The organism is Saccharospirillum sp. MSK14-1, from assembly GCF_003054965.1.
In the GTDB taxonomy this organism is placed as follows: Bacteria; Pseudomonadota; Gammaproteobacteria; order Pseudomonadales; family Natronospirillaceae; genus Saccharospirillum.
In genome coordinates, this window is record NZ_MIES01000033.1 from 455,163 (window position 1) to 476,682 (window position 21,520).

General features: G+C 55.0%; 22 protein-coding genes and 1 riboswitch. Of the genes, 20 read left to right on the forward strand and 2 right to left on the reverse strand.

What is annotated here, in order from left to right; all coding sequences use genetic code 11:
• The first annotated feature begins 52 nt into the window (after positions 1–52).
• The 20 genes from rpsF (at position 53) to BGP77_RS11190 (ending at position 19,476) form a co-directional block, all read left to right on the forward strand.
• Entirely contained in the window at positions 53–499 is a 447-nt protein-coding gene (gene rpsF / locus BGP77_RS11095) for a 30S ribosomal protein S6 (RefSeq protein WP_108164805.1), read from the forward strand.
• A gap of 17 nt (positions 500–516) precedes the next feature.
• Complete coding sequence (gene rpsR / locus BGP77_RS11100; RefSeq protein WP_108125226.1) at positions 517–744, forward strand: 30S ribosomal protein S18; 228 nt, start codon at positions 517–519, stop codon at positions 742–744.
• A 28-nt stretch (positions 745–772) separates the two neighbouring features.
• The gene (locus BGP77_RS11105; protein WP_108164806.1) at positions 773–1,624 is read left to right on the forward strand and encodes a hypothetical protein; all 852 of its coding nucleotides are present in this window, start codon (positions 773–775) and stop codon (positions 1,622–1,624) included.
• A 10-nt stretch (positions 1,625–1,634) separates the two neighbouring features.
• The gene (rplI, locus tag BGP77_RS11110) at positions 1,635–2,084 is read left to right on the forward strand and encodes a 50S ribosomal protein L9 (protein WP_108164807.1); all 450 of its coding nucleotides are present in this window, start codon (positions 1,635–1,637) and stop codon (positions 2,082–2,084) included.
• A 214-nt stretch (positions 2,085–2,298) separates the two neighbouring features.
• The gene (dnaB, locus tag BGP77_RS11115; protein ID WP_108164808.1) at positions 2,299–3,696 is read left to right on the forward strand and encodes a replicative DNA helicase; all 1,398 of its coding nucleotides are present in this window, start codon (positions 2,299–2,301) and stop codon (positions 3,694–3,696) included.
• Positions 3,693–4,778 carry an alanine racemase gene (alr, locus tag BGP77_RS11120; RefSeq protein WP_108164809.1) on the forward strand — a complete coding sequence of 362 codons (1,086 nt, stop codon included), beginning with the start codon at positions 3,693–3,695 and terminating at the stop codon, positions 4,776–4,778. Before dnaB ends, alr begins: the two co-directional genes overlap by 4 nt.
• 270 nt (positions 4,779–5,048) lie before the next feature.
• Positions 5,049–6,533: a malate dehydrogenase (quinone) gene (gene mqo, locus BGP77_RS11125; RefSeq protein WP_108165954.1), complete on the forward strand. Its 1,485-nt coding sequence runs from the start codon at positions 5,049–5,051 to the stop codon at positions 6,531–6,533.
• Positions 6,534–6,771: 238 nt separating this feature from the next.
• Complete coding sequence (locus tag BGP77_RS11130) at positions 6,772–8,061, forward strand: NCS2 family permease (RefSeq protein ID WP_108164810.1); 1,290 nt, start codon at positions 6,772–6,774, stop codon at positions 8,059–8,061.
• A gap of 120 nt (positions 8,062–8,181) precedes the next feature.
• On the forward strand, positions 8,182–8,712 hold the full coding sequence (locus BGP77_RS11135; RefSeq protein WP_108164811.1) for an adenine phosphoribosyltransferase: 531 nt from the start codon (positions 8,182–8,184) through the stop codon (positions 8,710–8,712).
• Between the two features lie 69 nt (positions 8,713–8,781).
• Positions 8,782–9,777 carry a YhdH/YhfP family quinone oxidoreductase gene (locus tag BGP77_RS11140; protein WP_108164812.1) on the forward strand — a complete coding sequence of 332 codons (996 nt, stop codon included), beginning with the start codon at positions 8,782–8,784 and terminating at the stop codon, positions 9,775–9,777.
• Positions 9,774–10,475 carry a uracil-DNA glycosylase gene (gene ung / locus BGP77_RS11145; RefSeq protein ID WP_108164813.1) on the forward strand — a complete coding sequence of 234 codons (702 nt, stop codon included), beginning with the start codon at positions 9,774–9,776 and terminating at the stop codon, positions 10,473–10,475. Before BGP77_RS11140 ends, ung begins: the two co-directional genes overlap by 4 nt.
• 403 nt (positions 10,476–10,878) lie before the next feature.
• Positions 10,879–12,801: a PrkA family serine protein kinase gene (locus BGP77_RS11150; protein ID WP_108164814.1), complete on the forward strand. Its 1,923-nt coding sequence runs from the start codon at positions 10,879–10,881 to the stop codon at positions 12,799–12,801.
• An 80-nt stretch (positions 12,802–12,881) separates the two neighbouring features.
• Positions 12,882–14,162, forward strand: coding sequence for a YeaH/YhbH family protein (locus BGP77_RS11155; protein ID WP_108164815.1), 1,281 nt, complete (start codon positions 12,882–12,884; stop codon positions 14,160–14,162).
• Positions 14,159–15,697 carry a SpoVR family protein gene (locus BGP77_RS11160; protein WP_108164816.1) on the forward strand — a complete coding sequence of 513 codons (1,539 nt, stop codon included), beginning with the start codon at positions 14,159–14,161 and terminating at the stop codon, positions 15,695–15,697. The genes BGP77_RS11155 and BGP77_RS11160 overlap by 4 nt, the downstream gene beginning before the upstream one ends.
• Before the next feature lie 42 nt (positions 15,698–15,739).
• A riboswitch (molybdenum cofactor riboswitch) is annotated at positions 15,740–15,888 on the forward strand.
• Positions 15,877–16,845, forward strand: coding sequence for a GTP 3',8-cyclase MoaA (gene moaA / locus BGP77_RS11165; RefSeq protein WP_108164817.1), 969 nt, complete (start codon positions 15,877–15,879; stop codon positions 16,843–16,845). (Overlaps the previous riboswitch by 12 nt.)
• A 36-nt stretch (positions 16,846–16,881) precedes the next feature.
• Positions 16,882–17,421: a molybdenum cofactor biosynthesis protein B gene (moaB, locus tag BGP77_RS11170; protein WP_108164818.1), complete on the forward strand. Its 540-nt coding sequence runs from the start codon at positions 16,882–16,884 to the stop codon at positions 17,419–17,421.
• Positions 17,418–17,891, forward strand: coding sequence for a cyclic pyranopterin monophosphate synthase MoaC (gene moaC, locus BGP77_RS11175; protein ID WP_108164819.1), 474 nt, complete (start codon positions 17,418–17,420; stop codon positions 17,889–17,891). The genes moaB and moaC overlap by 4 nt, the downstream gene beginning before the upstream one ends.
• Before the next feature lie 65 nt (positions 17,892–17,956).
• Complete coding sequence (locus BGP77_RS11180; RefSeq protein ID WP_108164820.1) at positions 17,957–18,208, forward strand: MoaD/ThiS family protein; 252 nt, start codon at positions 17,957–17,959, stop codon at positions 18,206–18,208.
• 7 nt (positions 18,209–18,215) lie between these two features.
• A complete protein-coding gene (gene moaE / locus BGP77_RS11185; protein WP_108164821.1) occupies positions 18,216–18,695 on the forward strand; it encodes a molybdopterin synthase catalytic subunit MoaE in 480 nt (159 codons plus the stop codon).
• Entirely contained in the window at positions 18,682–19,476 is a 795-nt protein-coding gene (locus tag BGP77_RS11190; RefSeq protein WP_108164822.1) for a phosphotransferase family protein, read from the forward strand. Before moaE ends, BGP77_RS11190 begins: the two co-directional genes overlap by 14 nt.
• Here BGP77_RS11190 and BGP77_RS11195 read toward each other — a convergent pair.
• Both BGP77_RS11195 and BGP77_RS11200 read right to left on the reverse strand, forming a co-directional pair.
• On the reverse strand, positions 19,437–20,339 hold the full coding sequence (locus BGP77_RS11195) for an acyltransferase (protein WP_108164823.1): 903 nt from the start codon (positions 20,337–20,339) through the stop codon (positions 19,437–19,439). The genes BGP77_RS11190 and BGP77_RS11195 overlap by 40 nt on opposite strands.
• 71 nt (positions 20,340–20,410) lie before the next feature.
• Entirely contained in the window at positions 20,411–21,517 is a 1,107-nt protein-coding gene (locus BGP77_RS11200) for a peptidoglycan -binding protein (RefSeq protein ID WP_108164824.1), read from the reverse strand.
• Positions 21,518–21,520: the final 3 nt, after the last annotated feature.

Below are 21,520 nucleotides of genomic sequence, written 5' to 3' on the forward strand. Positions count from 1 at the left end.
ACCTTACTGCGGCTTCGGCTTCGGAAGGTTGTATAACCCGCAAGGAGATCCTATGCGTCATTACGAAATCGTTCTGCTGGTTCATCCTGACCAGTCTGAACAAGTGCCGGCTATGATCGAGCGCTACACCTCGGTCATCACCGACAAAGGCGGCAAAGTACACCGCCAGGAAGATTGGGGCCGCCGTCAACTGGCATTCCCGATCGACAATGCTCACAAGGCTCACTACGTGCTGCTGAACATCGAAGCTGACAACGAAGTCATCGACGATCTGAAGAGCACCTTCCGCTTTAACGATGCCATCATCCGCAACATGATCATGCGCCGTAAGGACGCTGTGACTGAAGCGTCTCCGATGATGAAGAGCGTCGAAGCCAAGAAAGCGAAAGACGAAGCTCAGGCAGCGGTATCTCGCACCCGCTCCGAACAGGATGACGACGTCGAAGAAGATGATGTTGACCTGGACGACCAATCCACCGAGCAGGCTGACGAAGCCTAAGTTAAAGGAGCATTGTTATGGCCCGTTTTTTCCGTCGCCGTAAGTTCTGCCGTTTCACCGCAGAAGGCATCAAGGAAATCGATTACAAAGATGTAGACCTGCTGAAAGGTTACATCACTGAAACCGGCAAGATCGTACCGAGCCGGATCACTGGTACCCGTGCCCGCTATCAGCGCCAGCTGTCTTCGGCGATTAAGCGTGCTCGCTACCTGGCTTTGCTGCCTTACACCGACAGCCATCAGTAAGTTGGTCGGGTAAGGGGAGGTTCCTCTTATGATGGGCTTTGCTCGCTATGCGATGAAAAGCCGCTTCAATGCAGGAGTCCTCGCCGCAGGTTTGGCCGTGCTGCCGATGCTTTATGCACTCAGCGCGGCACTGGTGGGGCTGGTCGCATTGCGACACGGTTCTACCGCTGGCACACGAGTGCTGCTGGCCGCTTTGGCTGGTGCTCTGGTGAGCTGGCAATTGACGGGCGTCATACTGCCCCTTCTGGTTCTGCCAATGACCGCCATTTTGGCTCTGGTCTTGCGCCGCTCTCAGGATTGGTCAGTCATGCTGTTGTCGGCAACGGTCCTGGGTTTATGCCTGGCGACGGTGGGACAGCAGCTGATGCCAGATCGGTTTACTGCCATCGTTGGCCAGATACAGGCCATGATGACACCCGATCCCCAGCAGATGGGCTGGCAGGTGCTCGAAGCCATCAAGCCGTACGCCACCTTTTTGGTGATGTCGGCTGAGGTGTTTGAAGCGCTGTTGTGTGTACTGCTGGCGCGTTATTGGCAAGCCGGGCTTTATAACCCGGGTGGCTTGCGCGCTGAGTTACACCGCCTGCGCATCAGCGGACGGCCGTTATGGCTGTTAACGGGTGCGATCATCGTCAGTTGGTGGCTGCAGCCTGCGGCACTGTTGTTGTTATTGCTGCCCTTGGTGTTTGCCGGGGTGGCGCTGGTTCACGCTTTAGTGGCCAGACTGAAATTGGGTGGGCAATGGTTGGTGGCCTTTTATTTAGCCACCTTCCTGGTCAATCAGTTCATGTTACCGTTACTGGTCCTGGTGGCCGTGGCCGATGGTGCTGTCGATATTCGAGCACGACTGCCACAACAGCCGGATCAGGACGATAAATGAGGTAAGCGAGATGGAAGTTATCCTGCTTGAGAAAGTTGGCAAGATGGGTGTTCTGGGTGACACCGTAAATGTCAAAGGCGGTTACGCCCGCAACTACCTGGTGCCTCAGGGCAAGGCAGTTCCGGCAACCAAAGACAACATTAAGTACTTCGAAGAGCGTCGTGCTGAACTGGAAAAAGCTGAAGCCGAGAAACTGGCTGCAGCCCAGCAGCGCGCTGAGAAGCTGGCTGAAATTGAAGTCACCGTTGCGGCTAACGCGGGCGACGAAGGCAAGCTGTTCGGCTCTATCGGCCCGCGCGATGTGGCTGATCTGATCACCGCCGCTGGCGTTGAAGTCAGCAAAGCGGAAGTGCGTATGCCTGAAGGTCCGATCCGTGCCACTGGCGAATACAACATCGCTATCCAGGTACACCCGGACGTTGATGCTGAAGTACACATTATTGTGGTGCCTGAGGCGTGATTAATGGGCGCTTAGCGCCCATTGCTTGACGCTGAACGGGAGACGGGAGACGCCGAATAGGTGTTGCCCGTCTCCCGTTTTTATTGGCACCGAGTTTTCCAAACCGGTGAGGGAGCAAACGCACTTTGCGTCTCCCGTCTTCCGTTAAGCGTCTCCCAATTTTCCCCCCAACCCGCTACCATAACCGCCCACTTTAGCCATACCGCCGTACCTCATGACTGATGCCCTAGAAGACGATCTGTTCGCTGGCGACGATGTTGCCGATTTGCGCGTGCCGCCGCATTCGCTGGAAGCGGAGCAGTCGGTGCTGGGTGCTTTGATGATCGATAACAGTCAGTGGGACGGTGTTGCCGAAGTACTGATGCCGGATGATTTCCACCGCGGCGAGCACCGGCAGATTTTCCGCATGATGATGAAGCTGTCGGATCAGACTCAGCCGCTCGATGTCATCACGCTGGGCGAAGCGCTGGAGACGGAAAAGCAGCTCGAAGCCGTCGGCGGCATGGCTTATTTGAACGATCTGGCCGACAACACGCCATCGATTTCCAATCTCTTGGCGTACGCCAAGATCGTGCAAGAGCGTTCGGTATTGCGCCGACTGATTCGCGTCGCCAACGACATTGCCTCTAAAGCGTACGATCCTCGCGGGCTGGATGCCGAAACCCTGCTCGATGATGCGGAGCGCCAGGTGTTTCAGATTGCCGAGCAGCGTCCGAATCAGGGCGGTCTGGTGCATGTGAATCCGCTGGTCGACAGGGCGTTGGAGCGCATCGACGAGTTATTGCATTCGGACAGCGATCTGACCGGTGTCTCCACTGGATTTGCCGACCTCGACAGCATGACCACCGGTTGGCAAAGCGGCGATCTGGTGATTCTGGCGGCGCGTCCGGCCATGGGTAAAACCACCTTCGCCATGAACATGGTCGAAGAAGCGGCGTTAAACCAGGAAAAACCGGTGGTGGTCTTCAGTCTGGAAATGCCTGCCGACCAGTTGATTACCCGTTCCATCGCCTCCCTGGGACGCCTGGATATGGGCCGGGTGCGGACCGGCAAGTTGCACGATGACGACTTCCCCAAGCTGACCAAGGCCGTCAACCTGCTTAAAGATCGCAAGCTGTTTATCGACGATACGCCGGGCATCAGCCCCACTGAGATGCGCAGTCGTATTCGTCGGCTGGTGCGTGAGCATGGCGATGTCGGTCTGGTCGTGGTCGACTATCTGCAGTTGATGAAAATCAAAGGCTTTACCGAAGGTCGTACCAACGAGATTTCGGAAATCTCGCGCTCCCTCAAGGCCATCGCCAAAGAATTCGAATGCCCGATCGTGGCGCTGTCGCAGCTCAACCGTAGCTTGGAGCAGCGGCCCAACAAGCGCCCGGTTAACTCCGACTTGCGGGAATCCGGCGCGATCGAGCAGGACGCCGACATCATTCTCTTCATCTACCGCGATGAAGTTTATAACGAAGATTCCAAAGATAAGGGTACCGCTGAAATCATCATCGGTAAGCAGCGTAACGGTCCTATCGGAACCTGCCGCCTGGCCTTTATCGGTAAGCACAGTCGATTCGAAAACCTGGCGCCGGATCAATACGGCGACTGGCAGGCCGAATGAGCCGGGGAGCGTGCGCCACCATTCATGCCCAGGCCCTGACAACCAACCTGGCGCGGGTGCGCGAACTGGCCCCGAACAGTCGTATCTGGGCGGCGATTAAAGCCGATGCTTATGGTCACGGTGCGATTGACGCAGCGCGCGCGTTGCGCGATGCCGACGGCTTTGCACTGGCCTCGTTGGGTGAAGCCCGGCAATTGCGCGACGCCGGTGTTGAAAAACCGCTGATTCTGCTCGAAGGCACCGTTGATATCGAACAGGCGCGCCAGGCGATTGAATTGGATTGCGCAACGGTTGTTCATCAAGCGGATCAATTGGCGCAGCTGGAATCACTGGGCCCACGGGTGCAACAGCAACCCTTGTGGCTCAAAGTCGATACCGGCATGCACCGTCTGGGCGTGGCGCCGGACGTGGCGGCTGAATATTGGCAGCGGTTATCCGCGCTGAGCGATCATCCGGTGGGTCTGCTCAGTCATTTTGCCGCCGCTGATGACCTCGATCCAACGGCAACTGAAGCGCAGTTGGCTGCGTTCGAACGAGCCGAGCGAGGCATCGATAACGCCCCGGTCAGTCTGGCCAATTCTGCGGGCATTTTAGCCTGGCCCCAAAGTCATCGCGATTGGGTGCGCCCGGGCATCATGCTTTATGGCGCCTCTCCCGGCTTTGATAAAACCGGCCTTGACTTGGGGTTGGCGCCAGCTATGACGGTCACCGCGCCGGTGATTGCAATTCGAGAAGTGCCCGCGGGCGATCGAGTGGGTTACGGCGGTCGCTGGCGTGCGGAACGCCCCAGTCGGATCGCCACCATCGCCATGGGTTACGGTGATGGCTATCCCCGTCACGCACCGGATGGTACGCCGGTGTGGCTGGGTGGTCAGCGTGTGCCGTTGGCCGGCAAGGTGTCGATGGACATGCTGACGGTCGATGTGACCGACCTGCCAAAGGTCCAGCTGGGTGAGTCCGCCGAGCTCTGGGGGGCGCATCTGAGTGTCGATGAAGTTGCCCAGCAGATGGGCACCGTTGGCTACGAACTGCTGACCCGAGTTTCCAGCCGTGTGCCGCGCCAATGGCGACATCTGGATTGAATATCGACCGCCGTCCATAAGCCAAATGGATGAGCGTCTTACCCCTTTTTATTCAAGACTTCTATAACAAAATCCGTATAATGCGCCTCGATCGCCCATTAATCGGATGCTTCGGGTTAGCAAACACTCGCTTTAAAAACGGCATCCTCCGGCGGTCCAGAATCACGAAGTCGGGCCCAGGAGTCTACACTCCACTACGGCCGCTCAAGGATGGCCTATCGCCACCGGCCCACTTCATCTCCGCTTTTATCAGCCATGGGCGAGACCGTAATGACCGCAATCAAAGCAGATGTAGTCCTGGTAGGCGCTGGCGCTATGAGCGCCACGCTGGGCATGTTGTTGAAACAACTCGATCCCAACCTGAACATTCTGATGATCGAAAAGGGCAGCGCCGTTGCGCTGGAAAGTACCGATGGCTGGAATAATGCCGGTACCGGCCATGCTGCCTATTGCGAACTGAACTACACGCCCATGTTGGCCGATGGCAGCATCGATACCACCAAGGCGTTAAACATCAACTCAGCCTTCGAAGTCAGCCTGCAATTTTGGTCGTACCTGGTTGAAAACGGCGCCTTGCCAGACTCCAAAGCCTTTATTAATCGCGCACCTCATAAAAGCTTCGTCTGGGGCGATGACAACGTGGCCTTTTTGCGTAAGCGCTATGAAACACTGAAAGCGCATCCGTTGTTCGCCGAGATGGAATACAGCGAAGACCCTGCCGTGCTCAGTCAGTGGATGCCACTGGTCATGGAAGGTCGTGACGCGCACCAAAAAGTAGCAGGAACTCGGGTGAGTCATGGTTCGGATGTCGATTTTGGGGCATTGACCCGTTTGTTGGTGCAGAACCTGGAAGCGCAGGACGGCTTCGAATTAAAGCTGAATACCGAAGTGACCGACCTCAACCAGAAAGCCGATGGCTCATGGGCCATTACGCTGAAAAGTGGCGCGAATGGCTATCAGTCGGTCGACTGTCGCTTTGTCTTCCTGGGGGCTGGCGGCGGTGCGTTGCCGTTGTTGCAGAAGTCGGGTGTTAGCGAAGGCCATGGTTATGGTGGCTTTCCCGTCAGCGGCCAATGGCTGGTCTGTCGCAAGCCGGAAGTGGTCGAAAAGCACCACGCCAAGGTGTATGGCAAGGCGCCGTTGGGTGCACCACCGATGTCGGTGCCACACCTGGATACCCGCATCATCAGTGGCGAAAAAGCGTTGTTGTTCGGGCCGTTTGCCGGCTTTACCACCAAATTCCTCAAGGCCGGTTCCTTCCTGGATTTAATCAAGTCGGTGCGCTTGAACAACCTCTGGCCCATGCTGCGTGCGGGCCTGGCCAATATGGATTTGACGCGGTACTTGATCAGCGAAGTGTTGCAGTCGCACAAGTCTCGTGTCGAAGCGCTGCGCAAGTTCTATCCCGAAGCGCGTGATGAAGATTGGGAGTTGGCGATTGCCGGTCAGCGGGTGCAGATCATCAAACGTGACCCGAAAACCGGTGGCAAGCTGGAGTTTGGAACCGAAGTGATTGCGACCGAAGATGGCTCGCTGGCGGCCTTGTTGGGGGCGTCACCCGGCGCGTCGACCGCGGCTCAAACCATGGTGAACATCATTGAACGCTGCTTTGCTGATCGCCTGGCTGAACCGGCCTGGCGCGACAAACTGACGGCGATGATTCCCTCCTACGGTCAGTCGCTGATCGACAATGCGGAGTTGCTCAAGCAAGTCCGCAGTCGCACACTTAAAACGCTGCAATTGAACGGCGACTGATCCCCTCAGTCGAGCCACCAAAAAGCACTCAAAACCGTCGGTTTTGGGTGCTTTTTCGTATCTGGCACAGCTCCTGCTTTACAGAATGTTGACCGATCGGTCCAGAGGTGCCTGAGCGTGGGTTTTCTGCGAAACTTGCCGCGCTCGCTTGCCCCTGGGCTCAGGGTTCCAACGATAACAACGATCATGCCGGCTACTGTTCTTACCATCGCGCCCGGCAGTCACCAAGGAGTCTTAAATGCTGGAAAAACTCTTCAAACTGAAAGAGTTGGGAACCGATGTCCGCACCGAAGTGCTGGCCGGTATTTCAACCTTTTTGACCATGGCTTACATCATCGTCGTCAACCCGGGCATTTTGTCCGAGACGGGCATGCCGTTTGAGGCCGTCTTTATGGCCACCTGTATTGCCGCGGCGCTGGGTACGGCCATCATGGGTCTGTTTGCCAACTATCCGGTTGCTCTGGCGCCGGGCATGGGTCTGAATGCCTTCTTCACCTTCGGTGTGGTGTTTGGCATGGGTCAGAGCTGGCAGGTTGCGCTGGGCTGCGTGTTCTGGTCAGGCATCATCTTTATTCTGATCAGTATCTTCAAAGTCCGTGAATGGATCATCAACGCTATTCCGGCGTCGATGAAAACCGGTATCGCAGTCGGGATTGGCTTGTTCCTGGCGCTGATCGGCCTGCAGGGCGCTGGTGTGGTCGTTAATAACGACGCAACGCTGGTGGGTCTGGGTGATGTCACCTCGCCTCAGGTCGTGCTGGCCTTCCTCGGTTTTGCTCTGATTGCAGCGCTGCACCATCGCGGCATTACCGGTAGCGTGATCATCGGTATTCTGGCAACCACCGTGATCGGCGCCTTCTTCGGCCTGGTCAGCTACAACGGTATTGCCTCTGTACCGAGTGGTATGGGTGCTACCTTCCTGCAGCTGGATATTTTCGGCGCATTGGAACTGGGTCTGTACTCGGTCATTTTTGCCTTCCTGTTCGTCGACCTGTTCGACACCTCCGGTACGCTGGTTGCCGTGGCCAAAGAGGGCAAATTACTCGATTCTGATGGCAAACTGCCGCGTCTGAACCGCGCGCTGATGGCCGACAGTTCAGCGTCCGTTGCCGGTTCTCTGCTCGGTACCTCGACCACCACCAGTTACATTGAAAGTGGTGCCGGTATTGCTGTTGGTGGCCGCAGTGGTCTGACTGCCATCACCGTTTCTGTACTCTTCCTGCTGGCGTTGTTCTTCTCGCCACTGGCGTTGATGATTCCGTCCTACGCAACCGCCTCTGCGTTGATTTTCGTCGCGGTTTTGATGGTTTCTTCCATCTCTTCCATCGACTGGAAAGACATTACTGAAGCGGCACCGGTGGTTATTACCGCCTTTATGATGCCGGCAACCTACTCCATTGCCGAAGGCATCGCGGCAGGCTTCCTGTCTTATGCCGTCATTAAGGTGCTGGCTGGTAAAGGTAAAGAAGTGAACATTGCCGTTTACATCATCTCTGCGTTGGCGCTGATCAAGTACATCTGGATCTGATCTGTCGTTCGCCAACGATTGAATCAGGGCCCTTCGGGGCCCTTTTTTATGGCCGCGAGCCGGTCGTCATTGCCGCGGTCGATCGTTACAATATCGGCTGATCAGAGAAGAGAACCCTCCATGTTTGACCCTAAAGACCATATTCGTACCGTGCCAGACTGGCCTCAGGAAGGCGTACAGTTTCGCGATATCACTACTTTGTTGTCCGATGCCAAGGTGTTCCGTCAGTTAATTGATGCGTTTGTGCATCACTATTACGACCAGCCGCTGGACGCCATTGTCGGCATTGATGCGCGGGGGTTTATCCTCGGTGCGCCGCTGGCCTATGAACTGAAAACAGCCTTTATCCCGGTGCGTAAAAAGGGCAAGTTGCCGTTTGAGACCTATGAAGAATCCTACGAGTTGGAATACGGCGAAGCGGTATTGCAGGTGCATGCCGATGCGCTGAAACCCGGGCAGCGCGCGGTGATTATGGATGACCTGATTGCTACCGGCGGCACCTTGGCGGCCACCTGCAAACTGGTGGAGCGTTTGGGTGCCGACATCGTTGAATGTGCAGCCATTGTCGACCTTCCGGATCTGGGTGGCAGTCGGGCGATTCGCGAGGCCGGCCATTCGGTATTTACACTGTGCGCTTTTGACGGGGACTGATCCAAGGTCGAATACAGTCGCTGCCTACAGCTTGTTAGCCTGATGCAAAGAGCCATCGTGGAGACCGCCATGACTACCTTTCGCGCCATGAGAATTCATCTGACCGATGACGGCCTTAGCCGGTCCATTGAACACCGGACCCTGGATGACTTGCCAGTCGGAGAGGTGTTGATTCGGGTGCACTACAGCTCGCTTAACTACAAAGATGCGCTGTCGGCTAACGGCCACAAAGGCATCAGCCGGCATTATCCGCATACGCCGGGCATCGATGCAGCCGGTAAGGTGGTGAGCGATTCCAGCGATACCTTTGCCGAAGGCACGGAAGTGGCGGTGATCGGTTTCGATCTGGGTATGAACACGGATGGTGGCTTCGCCGATTATATCCGCGTGCCGTTGGGCTGGGTTATGGCGCTGCCGAAAGGCTTGTCGATGGCAGATTCCATGCGTCTGGGGACGGCGGGTGTTACCGCGGCCTATGCATTGGAGAAGTTGCTCGACAACGGTTTGAAATCCGAGCACGGGCCGGTGTTGGTGACGGGGGCAACCGGCGGTGTGGGCACTTTGGCCGTGCACTTGCTGGGTTCGCTGGGTTATGACGTCACCGCCGTTACCGGCAAAGAACAATCCCATGACTGGTTGCGCAGCCTCGGAGCCAGCGTGGTCATACCGCGTTCACAACTGGCAGATGCGCAGCCCAAAGCCTTGCTCGCGGACGCCTATGCCGGTGCCATCGATACGGTTGGCGACATTACCTTGGTGAATATCCTCAAAAGTCTTAAGTTTGGCGGCACGGTTGCGGCCTGCGGCATTGTCGGCGGTACGGCTGTGCCGACCGATATCTATCCGTTTATTCTGCGTGGCGTGAACCTGGTGGGCATTGCCAGTTCCGATGCGCCACTGGCCGCGCGTCAGCGTGTGCTGGGCAAATTTGCCGGGGTCTGGAAGATGCCGCGTTTACCAGAACTCTGTGACACCCTGCGTCTTGATGAGGTTGAAGCGCGCATAGAAGCCATGCTGGCAGGGCAGATTCAGGGGCGAGCGCTGATTGATATGGAGGCTCAATGACCACCCTTCCCTGGCACTTGAACCTGGCTCGGCCAACCCTGGCTGACGACTGGGCAGCCCAGCTTGCGGGTGAGTTTCAATTGCCTTATATGGCGGAGTTGCAGCGCTTTCTCAGCGATCAGGCGTCAACTGGAAAGACGCTGTTTCCACCGTCGGATCAGGTGTTCCGAGCGCTGCAGTTAACCCCTTTTGAGTCCGTTAAGGTCGTGATCCTCGGCCAGGATCCTTATCATGGTCCCGGTCAGGCGCACGGTCTGAGTTTCTCAGTGCAAGCGGGCATTAAACCACCTCCCAGCCTGGTCAATATCTATAAAGAACTGGAACAGGACGTGGGGATCTCCCGGCCAAACCATGGTGATCTCAGTGGCTGGGCGCGTCAGGGTGTGCTGTTACTGAACTCGGTGTTGACGGTGGAGCAGGGCAATGCCGGTGCTCATCAGGGAAAAGGCTGGGAAAGTTTTACCGATGCGGTCATTGAGCGATTGAACCGTGAGCGCGATCAACTGGTGTTTATGTTGTGGGGCAGTTACGCCCAGAAGAAGGGCCGTTTTATCGACCGCGACCGACACTGTGTGTTGCAAGCACCACACCCGTCCCCGTTATCGGCTCATCGCGGCTGGTTTGGCAGCGGGCATTTTTCGGCGGCGAATGTGTATTTGCGTGGCACCGGACAGGCCCCGATAGATTGGCAACCTTAAGGGTCTGGCAGAACGCTTAATCGGCTTGGCAGCGTTCTGAATTTGACGCCGACCGATTAAATTTTGACGCCCTCATTCGGTGCCATTCGTGCGCTGTTTCTCCATCACTCAATCACAATTCAAAGCCATTTTTTAATCGTTATCAGAGCGTTCCAACTGTAAAGACCTTCAGAAAAAGCGTGAAAATTCAGCACTCTTGATTCGACTGAGCTAGTCTAGAACTCGACAGAGAAAGAAATTAGATAACACAGTGGAACACTGTAAAAAATCCGGTTTCGGCATTGGCATGAAGAATGCTCCACTTAGCCAGTGAATGTCTGTTACGCCTAAGGGCGTCCCATGAATCCATGACATGATCATTCAGGGAAAGAACCGAAACAGTGTTTCTTTCAAGGGGGTCTAGATGGATATATTTAAGCAGTACCAGTCACGTTACGAAGCTCGCCAGCACGAAGAGTATTCACTGGAAGAATACCTGCAGTTGTGCAAAGACGATCCGATGGCCTACGCCTCGGCACCTGAGCGAATGCTTAAAGCCATAGGTGAACCCGAGGTTATTGATACCGCCAAGGACTCTCGCCTCAGTCGCATTTTTTCCAACAAAATCATTCGTCGTTACCCAGCCTTTGAAGAATTCTATGGCATGGAAGAACCGATCGAGCAGATCGTGTCTTACTTCCGTCATGCCGCTCAAGGTCTGGAAGAGAAAAAACAAATCCTCTATCTGTTAGGCCCGGTCGGTGGTGGTAAATCGTCGTTGGCTGAACGGCTGAAACAATTGATCGAAGCGGTTCCTTTTTACGCCATTAAAGGATCACCGGTTTATGAAAGTCCGTTGAGCTTATTCGATCTCGAAGAAGACGGCGGCATTCTTGAGGAGCGTTATGGCATTCCTCAGCGTTACCTTCGTTCCATCATGTCGCCTTGGGCCGTAAAACGGCTGCATGAATATGGCGGCGACATTTCCCAGTTCCGGGTGGTAAAACTCTATCCTTCGATTATCGATCAGGTGGCGGTTGCTAAGACCGAACCTGGCGATGAGAACAACCAGGATATATCCGCGCTGGTCGGTAAGGTCGATATCCGCAAGCTGGAAGATTATCCGCAGGATGATCCAGACGCTTACAGCTTCTCTGGTGCGTTGTGTAAAGCCAACCAAGGCCTGATGGAATTTGTCGAGATGTTTAAGGCACCCATCAAGGTGTTGCATCCATTGCTGACTGCCACGCAGGAGGGCAATTACAACGCAACTGAAGGCATGAGCGCCATTCCATTCAGTGGAACAATTTTAGCGCACTCGAACGAATCTGAATGGCAGCAGTTCCGCAATAATAAGAATAATGAAGCCTTCCTGGATCGGGTTTATATCGTCAAGGTTCCCTACTGCGTACGCGTCAGCGAAGAGATTAATATCTATCACAAACTGATTGAAAACTCGTCGTTACGCGATGCCCATTGCGCACCAGATACCTTGCGTATGATGGCCCAGTTCTCAGTGCTGTCTCGTCTGAAAGAACCAGAGAACTCTAATCTTTATTCGAAAATGCGCGTCTATGACGGTGAAAACCTGAAAGACACCGATCCGAAAGCGAAGACCATTCAGGAGTATCGTGACTCCGCGGGTGTGGATGAGGGTATGGATGGTCTGTCGACACGCTTTGCTTTCAAGATTTTGTCGAAGGTCTTCAATTTCGACGCTACCGAAGTGGCTGCCAACCCGGTCCATCTGCTCTACGTACTCGAAGATCAGATTGAACAGCAGCAGTTCCCGCAGGATGTTCACGACCGTTATTTGGCGCACTTAAAAGAGTATCTGGCGCCGCGCTATGTTGAGTTTATCGGCAAAGAAATTCAGACCGCCTACCTGGAAAGCTATTCCGAATACGGTCAGAACATCTTTGATCGCTACGTCACTTATGCCGATTTCTGGATTCAGGATCAGGAATACCGCGATCCGGAAACCGGTGAAATACTGGATCGCGGCGCGCTCAATGAAGAGCTGGAAAAAATCGAAAAGCCAGCGGGCATTTCCAATCCCAAAGATTTCCGCAACGAGATCGTCAATTTCGTCTTGCGCGCCAGAGCGAATAACGAAGGCCGCAACCCGAGCTGGCAGAGCTATGAAAAGTTGCGGGCTGTGATCGAGAAAAAGATGTTCTCTAATACCGAAGACCTCTTGCCGGTTATTTCCTACTCCGCCAAGTCGTCCAAGGATGATGAGAAAAAACATCAGGATTTTGTACGCCGCATGACCGACCGTGGATACACCGAAAAACAGGTGCGTTTGCTCAGCGAATGGTATCTGCGAGTACGTAAATCGTCCTGATGTCTATCGGCCCGGTGCCATTCAGTGGCCGGGCCAACATTCGACTCTGACGGCCGTAAGGCCCCGCATGAGGTCGAGCTATGATCAACAGCTATGTGATTGACCGTCGCCTCAATGGCAAGAATAAGAGCGCCGTGAATCGGCGTCGTTTTCTGGAACGCTATCGCAAGCACATCAAGAAAGCCGTTAACGAAGCTGTGAATAAACGCTCCATCACGGATATGGAGCATGGTGAATCCATTTCTATTCCATCGGAAGATATTCACGAGCCTGTCTTTGGGCACGGTCAAGGTGGGACGCGCACGACGGTCAATCCGGGAAATAAAGAATTCAGTACCGGTGATCGGGTGCGTAAACCTCAGGGCGGCTCGGGTCAAGGGCGGGGTGGCCAGGCCTCGAACAGCGGTGAAGGCCTCGACGATTTTACGTTTACCATCACCCAGGATGAATTTCTGGAGTTTTTGTTTGAGGATTTAGAACTGCCCAACCTGGTGCGCAAAGACCTCAAGCAGATGAGTGATTTTGTGTATCGACAGGCGGGTTTTACCAGTCAGGGTGTTCCCAACCGAATTAATATTGTCAGGTCTATGCGCAATGCACAAGCCCGGCGCATCGCCTTAAGTGGTAAGTCGCGCCGCCGGGTCAAGGAGCTAAACGCCTTGATTGAGCAGGAAGAGGCGAAAGACGAAGCGTTGCGCGATGGCCAGCAACTAGCGCAGTGGCTCGAAGAGCAACAACGCCTGGAAGCCAAGATCAAACGCTTACCCTTTATTGATGACTTTGATTTGCGATACAACCGCAGTGAGAAAGTACCGGTTCCCAGTAATGCGGCGGTGATGTTTTGTCTGATGGATGTGTCAGGGTCGATGACCCAGAATACCAAAGACATGGCGAAACGGTTTTTCCTGTTGCTTTATATGTTTTTGCGCCGCAATTACGAAAAAATTGAGGTGGTGTTTATTCGTCATCACACCAGTGCCAAAGAAGTCGACGAAGAAGAGTTTTTCTACAGCCGCGAAACTGGCGGCACCATTGTCTCCAGTGCATTACGCATGATGCATGATGTTATTAAGGAACGTTACCCACCCAGCGCCTGGAACATCTATGCCGCTCAGGCTTCGGATGGTGATAACTGGAATGACGATTCCCCTCAGTGTAAGGATTTACTGGCTAATTATTTGATGCCTCTGGTGCAGTATTACTCCTATATTGAGATCACTCCACGCGACCACCAGGCGTTGTGGTATGCCTATGAAGATGTCCGTGCCGAGCACCCGGAGCACTTTGCTATGGAGCAGATTATCGATCCAGGCGATATTTATCCGGTGTTCCGCCAGCTGTTCCAGAGGAAATCCGCATGAGCAATAAACCGATTTCCACCGGAAGCGAGTGGACATTCGAGCTGATCCAGGAATACGACGCGGTCATTGCCGACATCGCTCAGGAATTTCGGCTCGATACTTATCCCAATCAGATCGAAATCATCAGCTCCGAGCAAATGATGGATGCCTATTCATCCATTGGTATGCCAGTGGGCTATCACCACTGGTCGTACGGTAAACAATTTCTGCAAACCCAGCAGAATTATCAACGCGGTTTTATGGGCTTAGCCTATGAAATCGTTATTAATTCCAGCCCGTGTATTGCGTATCTGATGGAAGAAAACACCATGCCGATGCAGGCTCTGGTGATTGCTCACGCCTGTTACGGACACAATTCATTTTTCAAGAATAACTATTTGTTTAAAACCTGGACCGACGCCACCGCCATTATTGATTATCTGGTATTTGCCAAGAACTATGTCATTCAGTGTGAGGAGCGATACGGCGTCGCTGAAGTAGAACGCATTTTGGACTCGTGCCACGCTTTACAGAATTATGGGGTCGATCGCTATAAACGACCCTCGCCAATTTCGGCGGCCGAAGAACGAGCTCGTCAGGAAGAGCGCGAAGCCTATATGCAACAACAGGTGAATCTGCTGTGGCGTACGATCCCGACGTCGGAAGGAAAGGCTGAGACCCGACAGCAGCCACGCTATCCCGCTGAACCGCAGGAAAACCTGCTCTATTTTATTGAAAAAAATGCGCCGCTGTTGGAGCCCTGGCAGCGTGAGTTGGTGCGCATTGTGCGCAAACTGGCGCAGTATTTTTATCCGCAGCGCCAGACTCAGGTGATGAATGAGGGGTGGGCCAGTTTCTGGCACTACAGCTTAATGAATGAGCTCTATGACCGGGGCTACATTACCGAAGGTTTTATGATGGAGTTTCTTGCCAGTCATTCAGCTGTGGTGTTTCAACCGCCCTATGATTCGCCGTACTACTCCGGGCTGAATCCATACACTCTGGGTTTCAATATCTATCGTGACTTGAAACGGATGTGTCAGGAGCCAACAGAAGAAGACCGCGAATGGTTCCCGGAGATCGCCGGGGGCGACTGGCTCGATACACTGCATTTCGCCATGGAAAACTTTAAGGACGAGAGTTTTATTCAACAGTTTTTGTCGCCAAAAGTGATGCGGGATATGCATTTGTTTGCGGTCTTCGATGACGAGGACGAGAGTGAATATCGCATCAGTGCCATTCACAATGAACCCGGTTACCGGAAACTGCGTGCGTTGCTGGCCGAGCAGTACAACTTGTCGAATCGCGAGCCCAACATTCAGGTTGTTGATGTCGATTTGCGCGGCGACCGCGCCTTAACGCTGCACCACAGGCGCCACAATAACATCCCTCTGAATAACGACGCTGAAGAAGTGTTGCGACACCTGCATCGATTGTGGGGGTTTGACGTGCATCTGCATTCCTACGATGGCGAAACCCTGCGCCAGAGCTATCACCTGCCACCGGCTGATACCAGCGCTGAGAATGTGTTCGAAGACAACCTGAAATTTGTCTGAACCCGACTCAGGCCATGGTCACCACCGGCTGTCTGCACTAAACTCATGGAACCTCACCGAGCCCGGTCGGTCTAAGTTGCGCGAGACCGCGTAATACGACTGCCGGGCCTCGTTCATTGCAATGAACGACAGGGTGGGGCGGGAAACCGCCTCGCCTCCTGACTTTGGAAAGGTGGAACATGCTGCAAGATGCTTTAGGCCGTCGCTTCTATTATTTGCGGCTGTCGATTACTGACGTGTGCAACTTTCGTTGCGAATACTGCCTGCCCGACGGGTATCAGGGGCGTCCTGAGGATGCCTTTCTGAGCCTGCCTGAAATACAGCAAACCTTGACTGCCTTTGCAGCTCTGGGAACCGAGAAAGTTCGTTTGACCGGGGGTGAACCCAGCTTGCGTCGCGATTTGCCGCAAATTATTGAAATGGCCGCGTCGACGCCAGGTATTCGTCAGGTGGCCCTAACCACCAATGGCTATAAGCTGCCAAAGAACGTTGATCGCTGGCAGCAGGCGGGTCTTACTCAATTAAATGTGTCGATCGACAGCCTTGACCGGCAACAATTCCACGACATCACCGGCCATGACCGCCTCGACGAAGTACTCGCCGGTGTAGAGCGGGCAGTGGCTTTAGGCATCAATACCAAGGTTAACGCTTTGCTGATGCGCGGACTCGATGATCAGCTGCCGAGCTTTCTTGACTGGTTGAAACACACCCCGGTGACCTTGCGGTTTATCGAAGTCATGCAAACGGGCGATCAACAGGTTTTTTTCCGTCAGCATCATCGCAGTGGTCAGGGCCTGAAAGACGAGTTGCTCGATCATGGCTGGCAGCCAGTGTTGCGCGCTCGGGATGCTGGACCGGCTGAAGAGTTCTGGCATCCGGATTATGCCGGTCGTATTGGCTTGATCATGCCGTACAGCCCGGACTTCTGCGATTCTTGTAACCGCTTGCGGGTTTCCAGTACAGGTCGGTTACATCTGTGCCTGTTCACTGAACAGGGTTTGGATCTTCGACCCTGGATGCAGGCGGATGTGGATCCTCAGCAGTTGCAACAGCGGCTGGTGGCGCTGGTCCAGCACAAAGCACCGAGTCATCTGCTGCATCAGGGTGACAGCGGAGCTACGTCGAATCTCAGTATCATCGGTGGTTAAGGCCGCCGAGGTCACATCACAGGAACAGGAGCAAACATGAGCCAGGTTGCCGCCCAGATGGTGCCTTTGAACATGGCCATATTGACGGTCTCGGATACGCGAGACAGCAGCACCGACACGTCCGGCCAGCTGTTATTTGACCGCGCCACGGAAGCCGGACATCAGGTATTGGAACGCAAAATTGAGAAGGATGACCTTTACGCCCTGCGCATGCACCTGTCACGCTGGATCGCCAGCGAGGCTATTCAGGTGGTGCTGTTGACCGGTGGCACGGGCTTTACCGGCCGTGATTCCACCCCTGAGGCCGTAAAGCCGTTGTTGGATAAAGAAGTTGAGGGCTTTGGCGAGCTGTTTCGCCAATTGTCTTATGAGGATGTCGGTACATCGACGGTGCAAAGCCGGGCGTTGGCCGGTCTGGCCAATCGCACGCTGGTGGTTTGTTTGCCGGGTTCCACTGGCGCTTGTCGCACCGGTTGGGATGGCATACTGGCGCAGCAGTTGGATGCCCGTCACAAACCCTGTAACTTTGTGACTCACCTGAAAAGCGTTGGTAATGTGATGGGGCCGACGGCATGAGCGACTTCAGTCACCTGGACCAAAGCGGCAACGCCAATATGGTTGATGTGACCACCAAGGCGGTGACAACACGCGATGCCCGTGCGGAAGCCTATGTATATATGAATGCGGAAGCATTGCAGCGCATCGCCGATGGCAATCACCACAAGGGCGATGTCTTTGGCGTTGCCCGGGTCGCTGGTATTCAGGGTGCCAAGCAGACATCGCAGTTGATTCCGCTGTGTCATCCGCTGATGTTGACTAAGGTCTCGGTAGACTTAAGCCTGGAAATGGATCAGGGTCGAGTGCGTATCGAAAGCTGGTGTAAGCTCGACGGTAAGACAGGTGTGGAAATGGAGGCGCTGACGGCAGCCTCGGTAGCGGCCTTGACACTTTTTGATATGGTCAAGGCTTTGGACCCAGCCATGCGCATCGAAGGATTGAGAGTATTGGAAAAGCGCGGTGGCAAGAGCGGGCACTGGCAAGCCTGAAGACGTCCATGGATAGGGTGAGTTAGGCCGCCGGTGTGTTTCATTCACGCAACCGGAAACAATCAATGAAGACCGTGCAGCTGAAATTTTTTGCTCGATTACGCGAACAACTGGGCATCGCCGAGATCGCCATTCCGGCCGATCAGGCACCCAATCTCGACAGCCTGATGAACTGGCTGCAAACCCAGCATCCGCATTGGCGTGAAGCACTGGAGCAACCATTGACCCGCGCGGTCAATGAAGAAGTGGTGAACGACAATGTCGACCTCAACCCCGGTGATCAGGTGGCGCTCTTTCCGCCGGTGACGGGTGGCTAACGACGCCATGCGCGTGATACGCGTACAGGCGGAAGCCTTCGATATTCAGCAGGAATACGACGCCCTGTGCACTGGCAATCGTGAAGATGGCGCGGTGGTGTTCTTTGTCGGCCGGGTGCGCGATATGAACGATGGCGACGCCATTACCGGGCTGCACTTGGAGCATTACCCCGGTATGACTGAGAAAACGCTGGCCAGCATCGCCGAGCGCGCTGCTCAGCGCTGGCTGTTGAACCGCATTCGCATTACCCATCGCTTTGGCGAATTGTATCCGGCGGATGCCATTGTCTTTGTGGGTGTGTCCAGCCCACATCGTCAGGCGGCGTTTGATGGGGCGGCTTTCATCATGGATCACCTGAAAACCGAAGCGACCTTTTGGAAAAAAGAAAAAACGCCCAACGGCAATCGTTGGGTCACATCGCGCGACAGCGATCAGCAGCGCCTGGCACACTGGCAACAAGGCGAGATCACGGATGAACGCGACTGACCTGGCGGCCATGGGTCAGGCACGGGTGGTACAACAGACATTCAAGGGACAACGGGCCATTCTTAAAGGTCCACTGGGTCAAACGGAAGGCTATTTCTATCGTGAACTGGCCCAACATCCCGATTTTCAGGGCCCTGCTGTGCCCGAGGTCTTGGGTTGGCAGGACGGGGCGGTATGGCTGGAATGGATCCCAACCCCGGTCGCGGCCGATGAAACACTCAGTGCCGACTTGCTCGGTTCCCTGTCACGATTGCACGCCCAGTCGATCACCGTGCCCGACGAATACTTGTTCCACTTCGATTGGACACCGCAACAACTGGAGCGATCGTTAGCGCATTTCCCCGCTGAACAACGTTCGCCGATTCGACAGAAAATAACACCCTGGTATCGAGATGTTGATGCCTTGCTGGCACCCGAGGTTTTGATTTCCGGGGACAGCAACCACGGCAACTGGGGTCGCCGAGCGAACGGTGAAGCGGTGTTGTTTGATTGGGAACGGTTGGGTCGGGGCTCGCCAGCTATCGATCTGGCGCCGTTGATTCCCGGGCTGTCGGGCGAGCCAGTGGTAACCCGGTACGTGCGTTTATATCGATCAACCTGGCCGGGCTGTCCCTGGTCAGAGACGACGCTGGTGCGTCAGGTATTGCAGACCATGGCATTGGTGGTCATTGAAGTGGTGAACATCCTGCATGATCGCGCTAACGCCGAAGCGCAGCGCTATCAGCAGTGGTTCAACCAGCGTTACTTGGGGTGGTTAGAGAGTATTTCGTCGAGCAATTGATCTTTGCGTTCCCACAACTGAGTAATCCAGGCCTGGAACTCAACACGGAAGCTCGGGTCATTCTGGTAGTCGCCGGTGGTGAAATGCGCCGGAATGGCGAGTTCTTCCACCTGCACGATCACTTCCCGCATGCGACCACACATTAGATCCCAGAACGAGGGTGCACCGGCTGGATAGGCGATGGTGACATTGGTCAACGCGCTGAACTTGTTGCCCAGCGCGGCAATGGTGAACGCCAGACCGCCAGCCTTAGGCTTCAGCAAATGCTTGTAGGGTGATTTCTGGTTGTCGTGTTTGGCCTGGCTGAAACGGGTACCTTCGATAAAGTTCATCACGCTGGTCGGCGTTTCCGAAAACCGTTCACAGGCTTTCTTGGTGGCTTCTAAATCCTGGCCGGCTTTTTCCGGATGCTTCTTCAAGTACGATTTTGAATGCCGCTGCATAAACGGAAAATCCAGCGCCCACCAAGCCTGACCGGCCACCGGTACACGCATCAGGTCTTTCTTGATGAAGAACTTGAGCAGTGGAATTTTGCGGTTGTACATCCGGAACAGCACGAAAATATCGGCCCAGGATTGGTGATTGGCGGTGATCAGATACCAGCCTTTTGGATTGAGCTGACCCAAACCCTCAACCTGCCAGCGGGTGCGGTGAAAGGTGCGCATCCACCACTGAATACCCGCCATCCAGATGGAGGCGACGCCAGTTAGAGCGCGCTGGAAAAAGGGTCGGGTGGCGCGGAACCGGATGATGGCCCGCAACGCAATAAATAAATAGAGAAAGACACCTAAGGTCAGGGTATGAACCACCAGGGCGATGGCCGCCAGGGCGCCGTGAAGATTGCTCAAGAGGTTTCGGATCATGGTGTTCGTCAGTCAAAAAGGCTGGCTATCATAAAAGAAGGCTTGGGCGCATTCAATTTATGACGCTCCGTTCAGCGCTCGGTCAGTTTGATCTCGATGCGGCGGTTGCGCGCAAAGGCGTCTTCGGTATCGGCCGAGTCCAGTGGATGATGTTCACCAAAGCCCGCGGCCGCCAGTCGCTGTGCCGGAATGCCTTGTTCAGCCAGGAAACGAACCACGGAAACAGCGCGGGCGGTCGACAGCTCCCAGTTGGAGGCAAAGCGCTCGGTGTTGATCGGGCGCCGGTCGGTATGGCCATCAATGCGCAATATCCAACCCAAATCGGCCGGAATGTCATCGGCAACAGCTGTTAAGGTCGTGGCTACCTTAGCCAATTCAAGGCGACCGGATTCGCCAAGCGTGGCGGAGGCCGAATCGAAAAACAGTTCCGAGGGTAAAACGAAGCGATCGCCTTCGATGCGGATATCGGGATTATCGACCAACACTTGCCGCAGTCGACCGAAAAACTCAGAGCGATACTGTTCCAGCTCATTCACCCGTTGCGCCAGCACCGTATTCAGTCGCTCGCCCAGCTCCGCCAATTCACTTTCGCTGGCCGCCCGGGCGGCTTCTTCAGCGGCTAATGCCGCGCTGATTACGTCGAGTTGTTCGCGCAGTTGCGCAATCTGGCTGCTCAGGCGTTCGACCTCGGCGCGGGCACTGGCCGACAACGCTCGCTCCTCATCGAGAGATTGACGACTGCTGGCCAGGCTGGATTCCAATTCGCCCAGGCGCGCATCGCGGGCTGCTAACTGGTCGGTCAGATTGTCGTTTTGAGCGCGCAGAGCGGTCAGATCATTTCGCTGTGCGGTCAATTGAGCTTGGTCTGCGTCGCTTTGTGCCTGCAGCGCTGCCAATGATGTGCTCAGTTCGGCGCTTTGGGTTTGGCTTTGTGTCAGCGCAGCGCGCAGCTCGTCATTGTCGTTGCGTTCCAAACGCAAAGCCGCAGCGATGTCGGCGAGTTGGTTGTTGAGTTGGCTGAGCTGGTCGTCGCGGTTGGCCACCGTCTGTGCCAGAAAAACCTGCGCCAGCGTAAACACCATGACCACAAACACCAGCAGCAACAGCAGTGCCGACAGGGCATCGACAAAACCTGGCCAGATGTTTAACGCGGAACTTGGGCGACGGCGGCTGGCCATGGT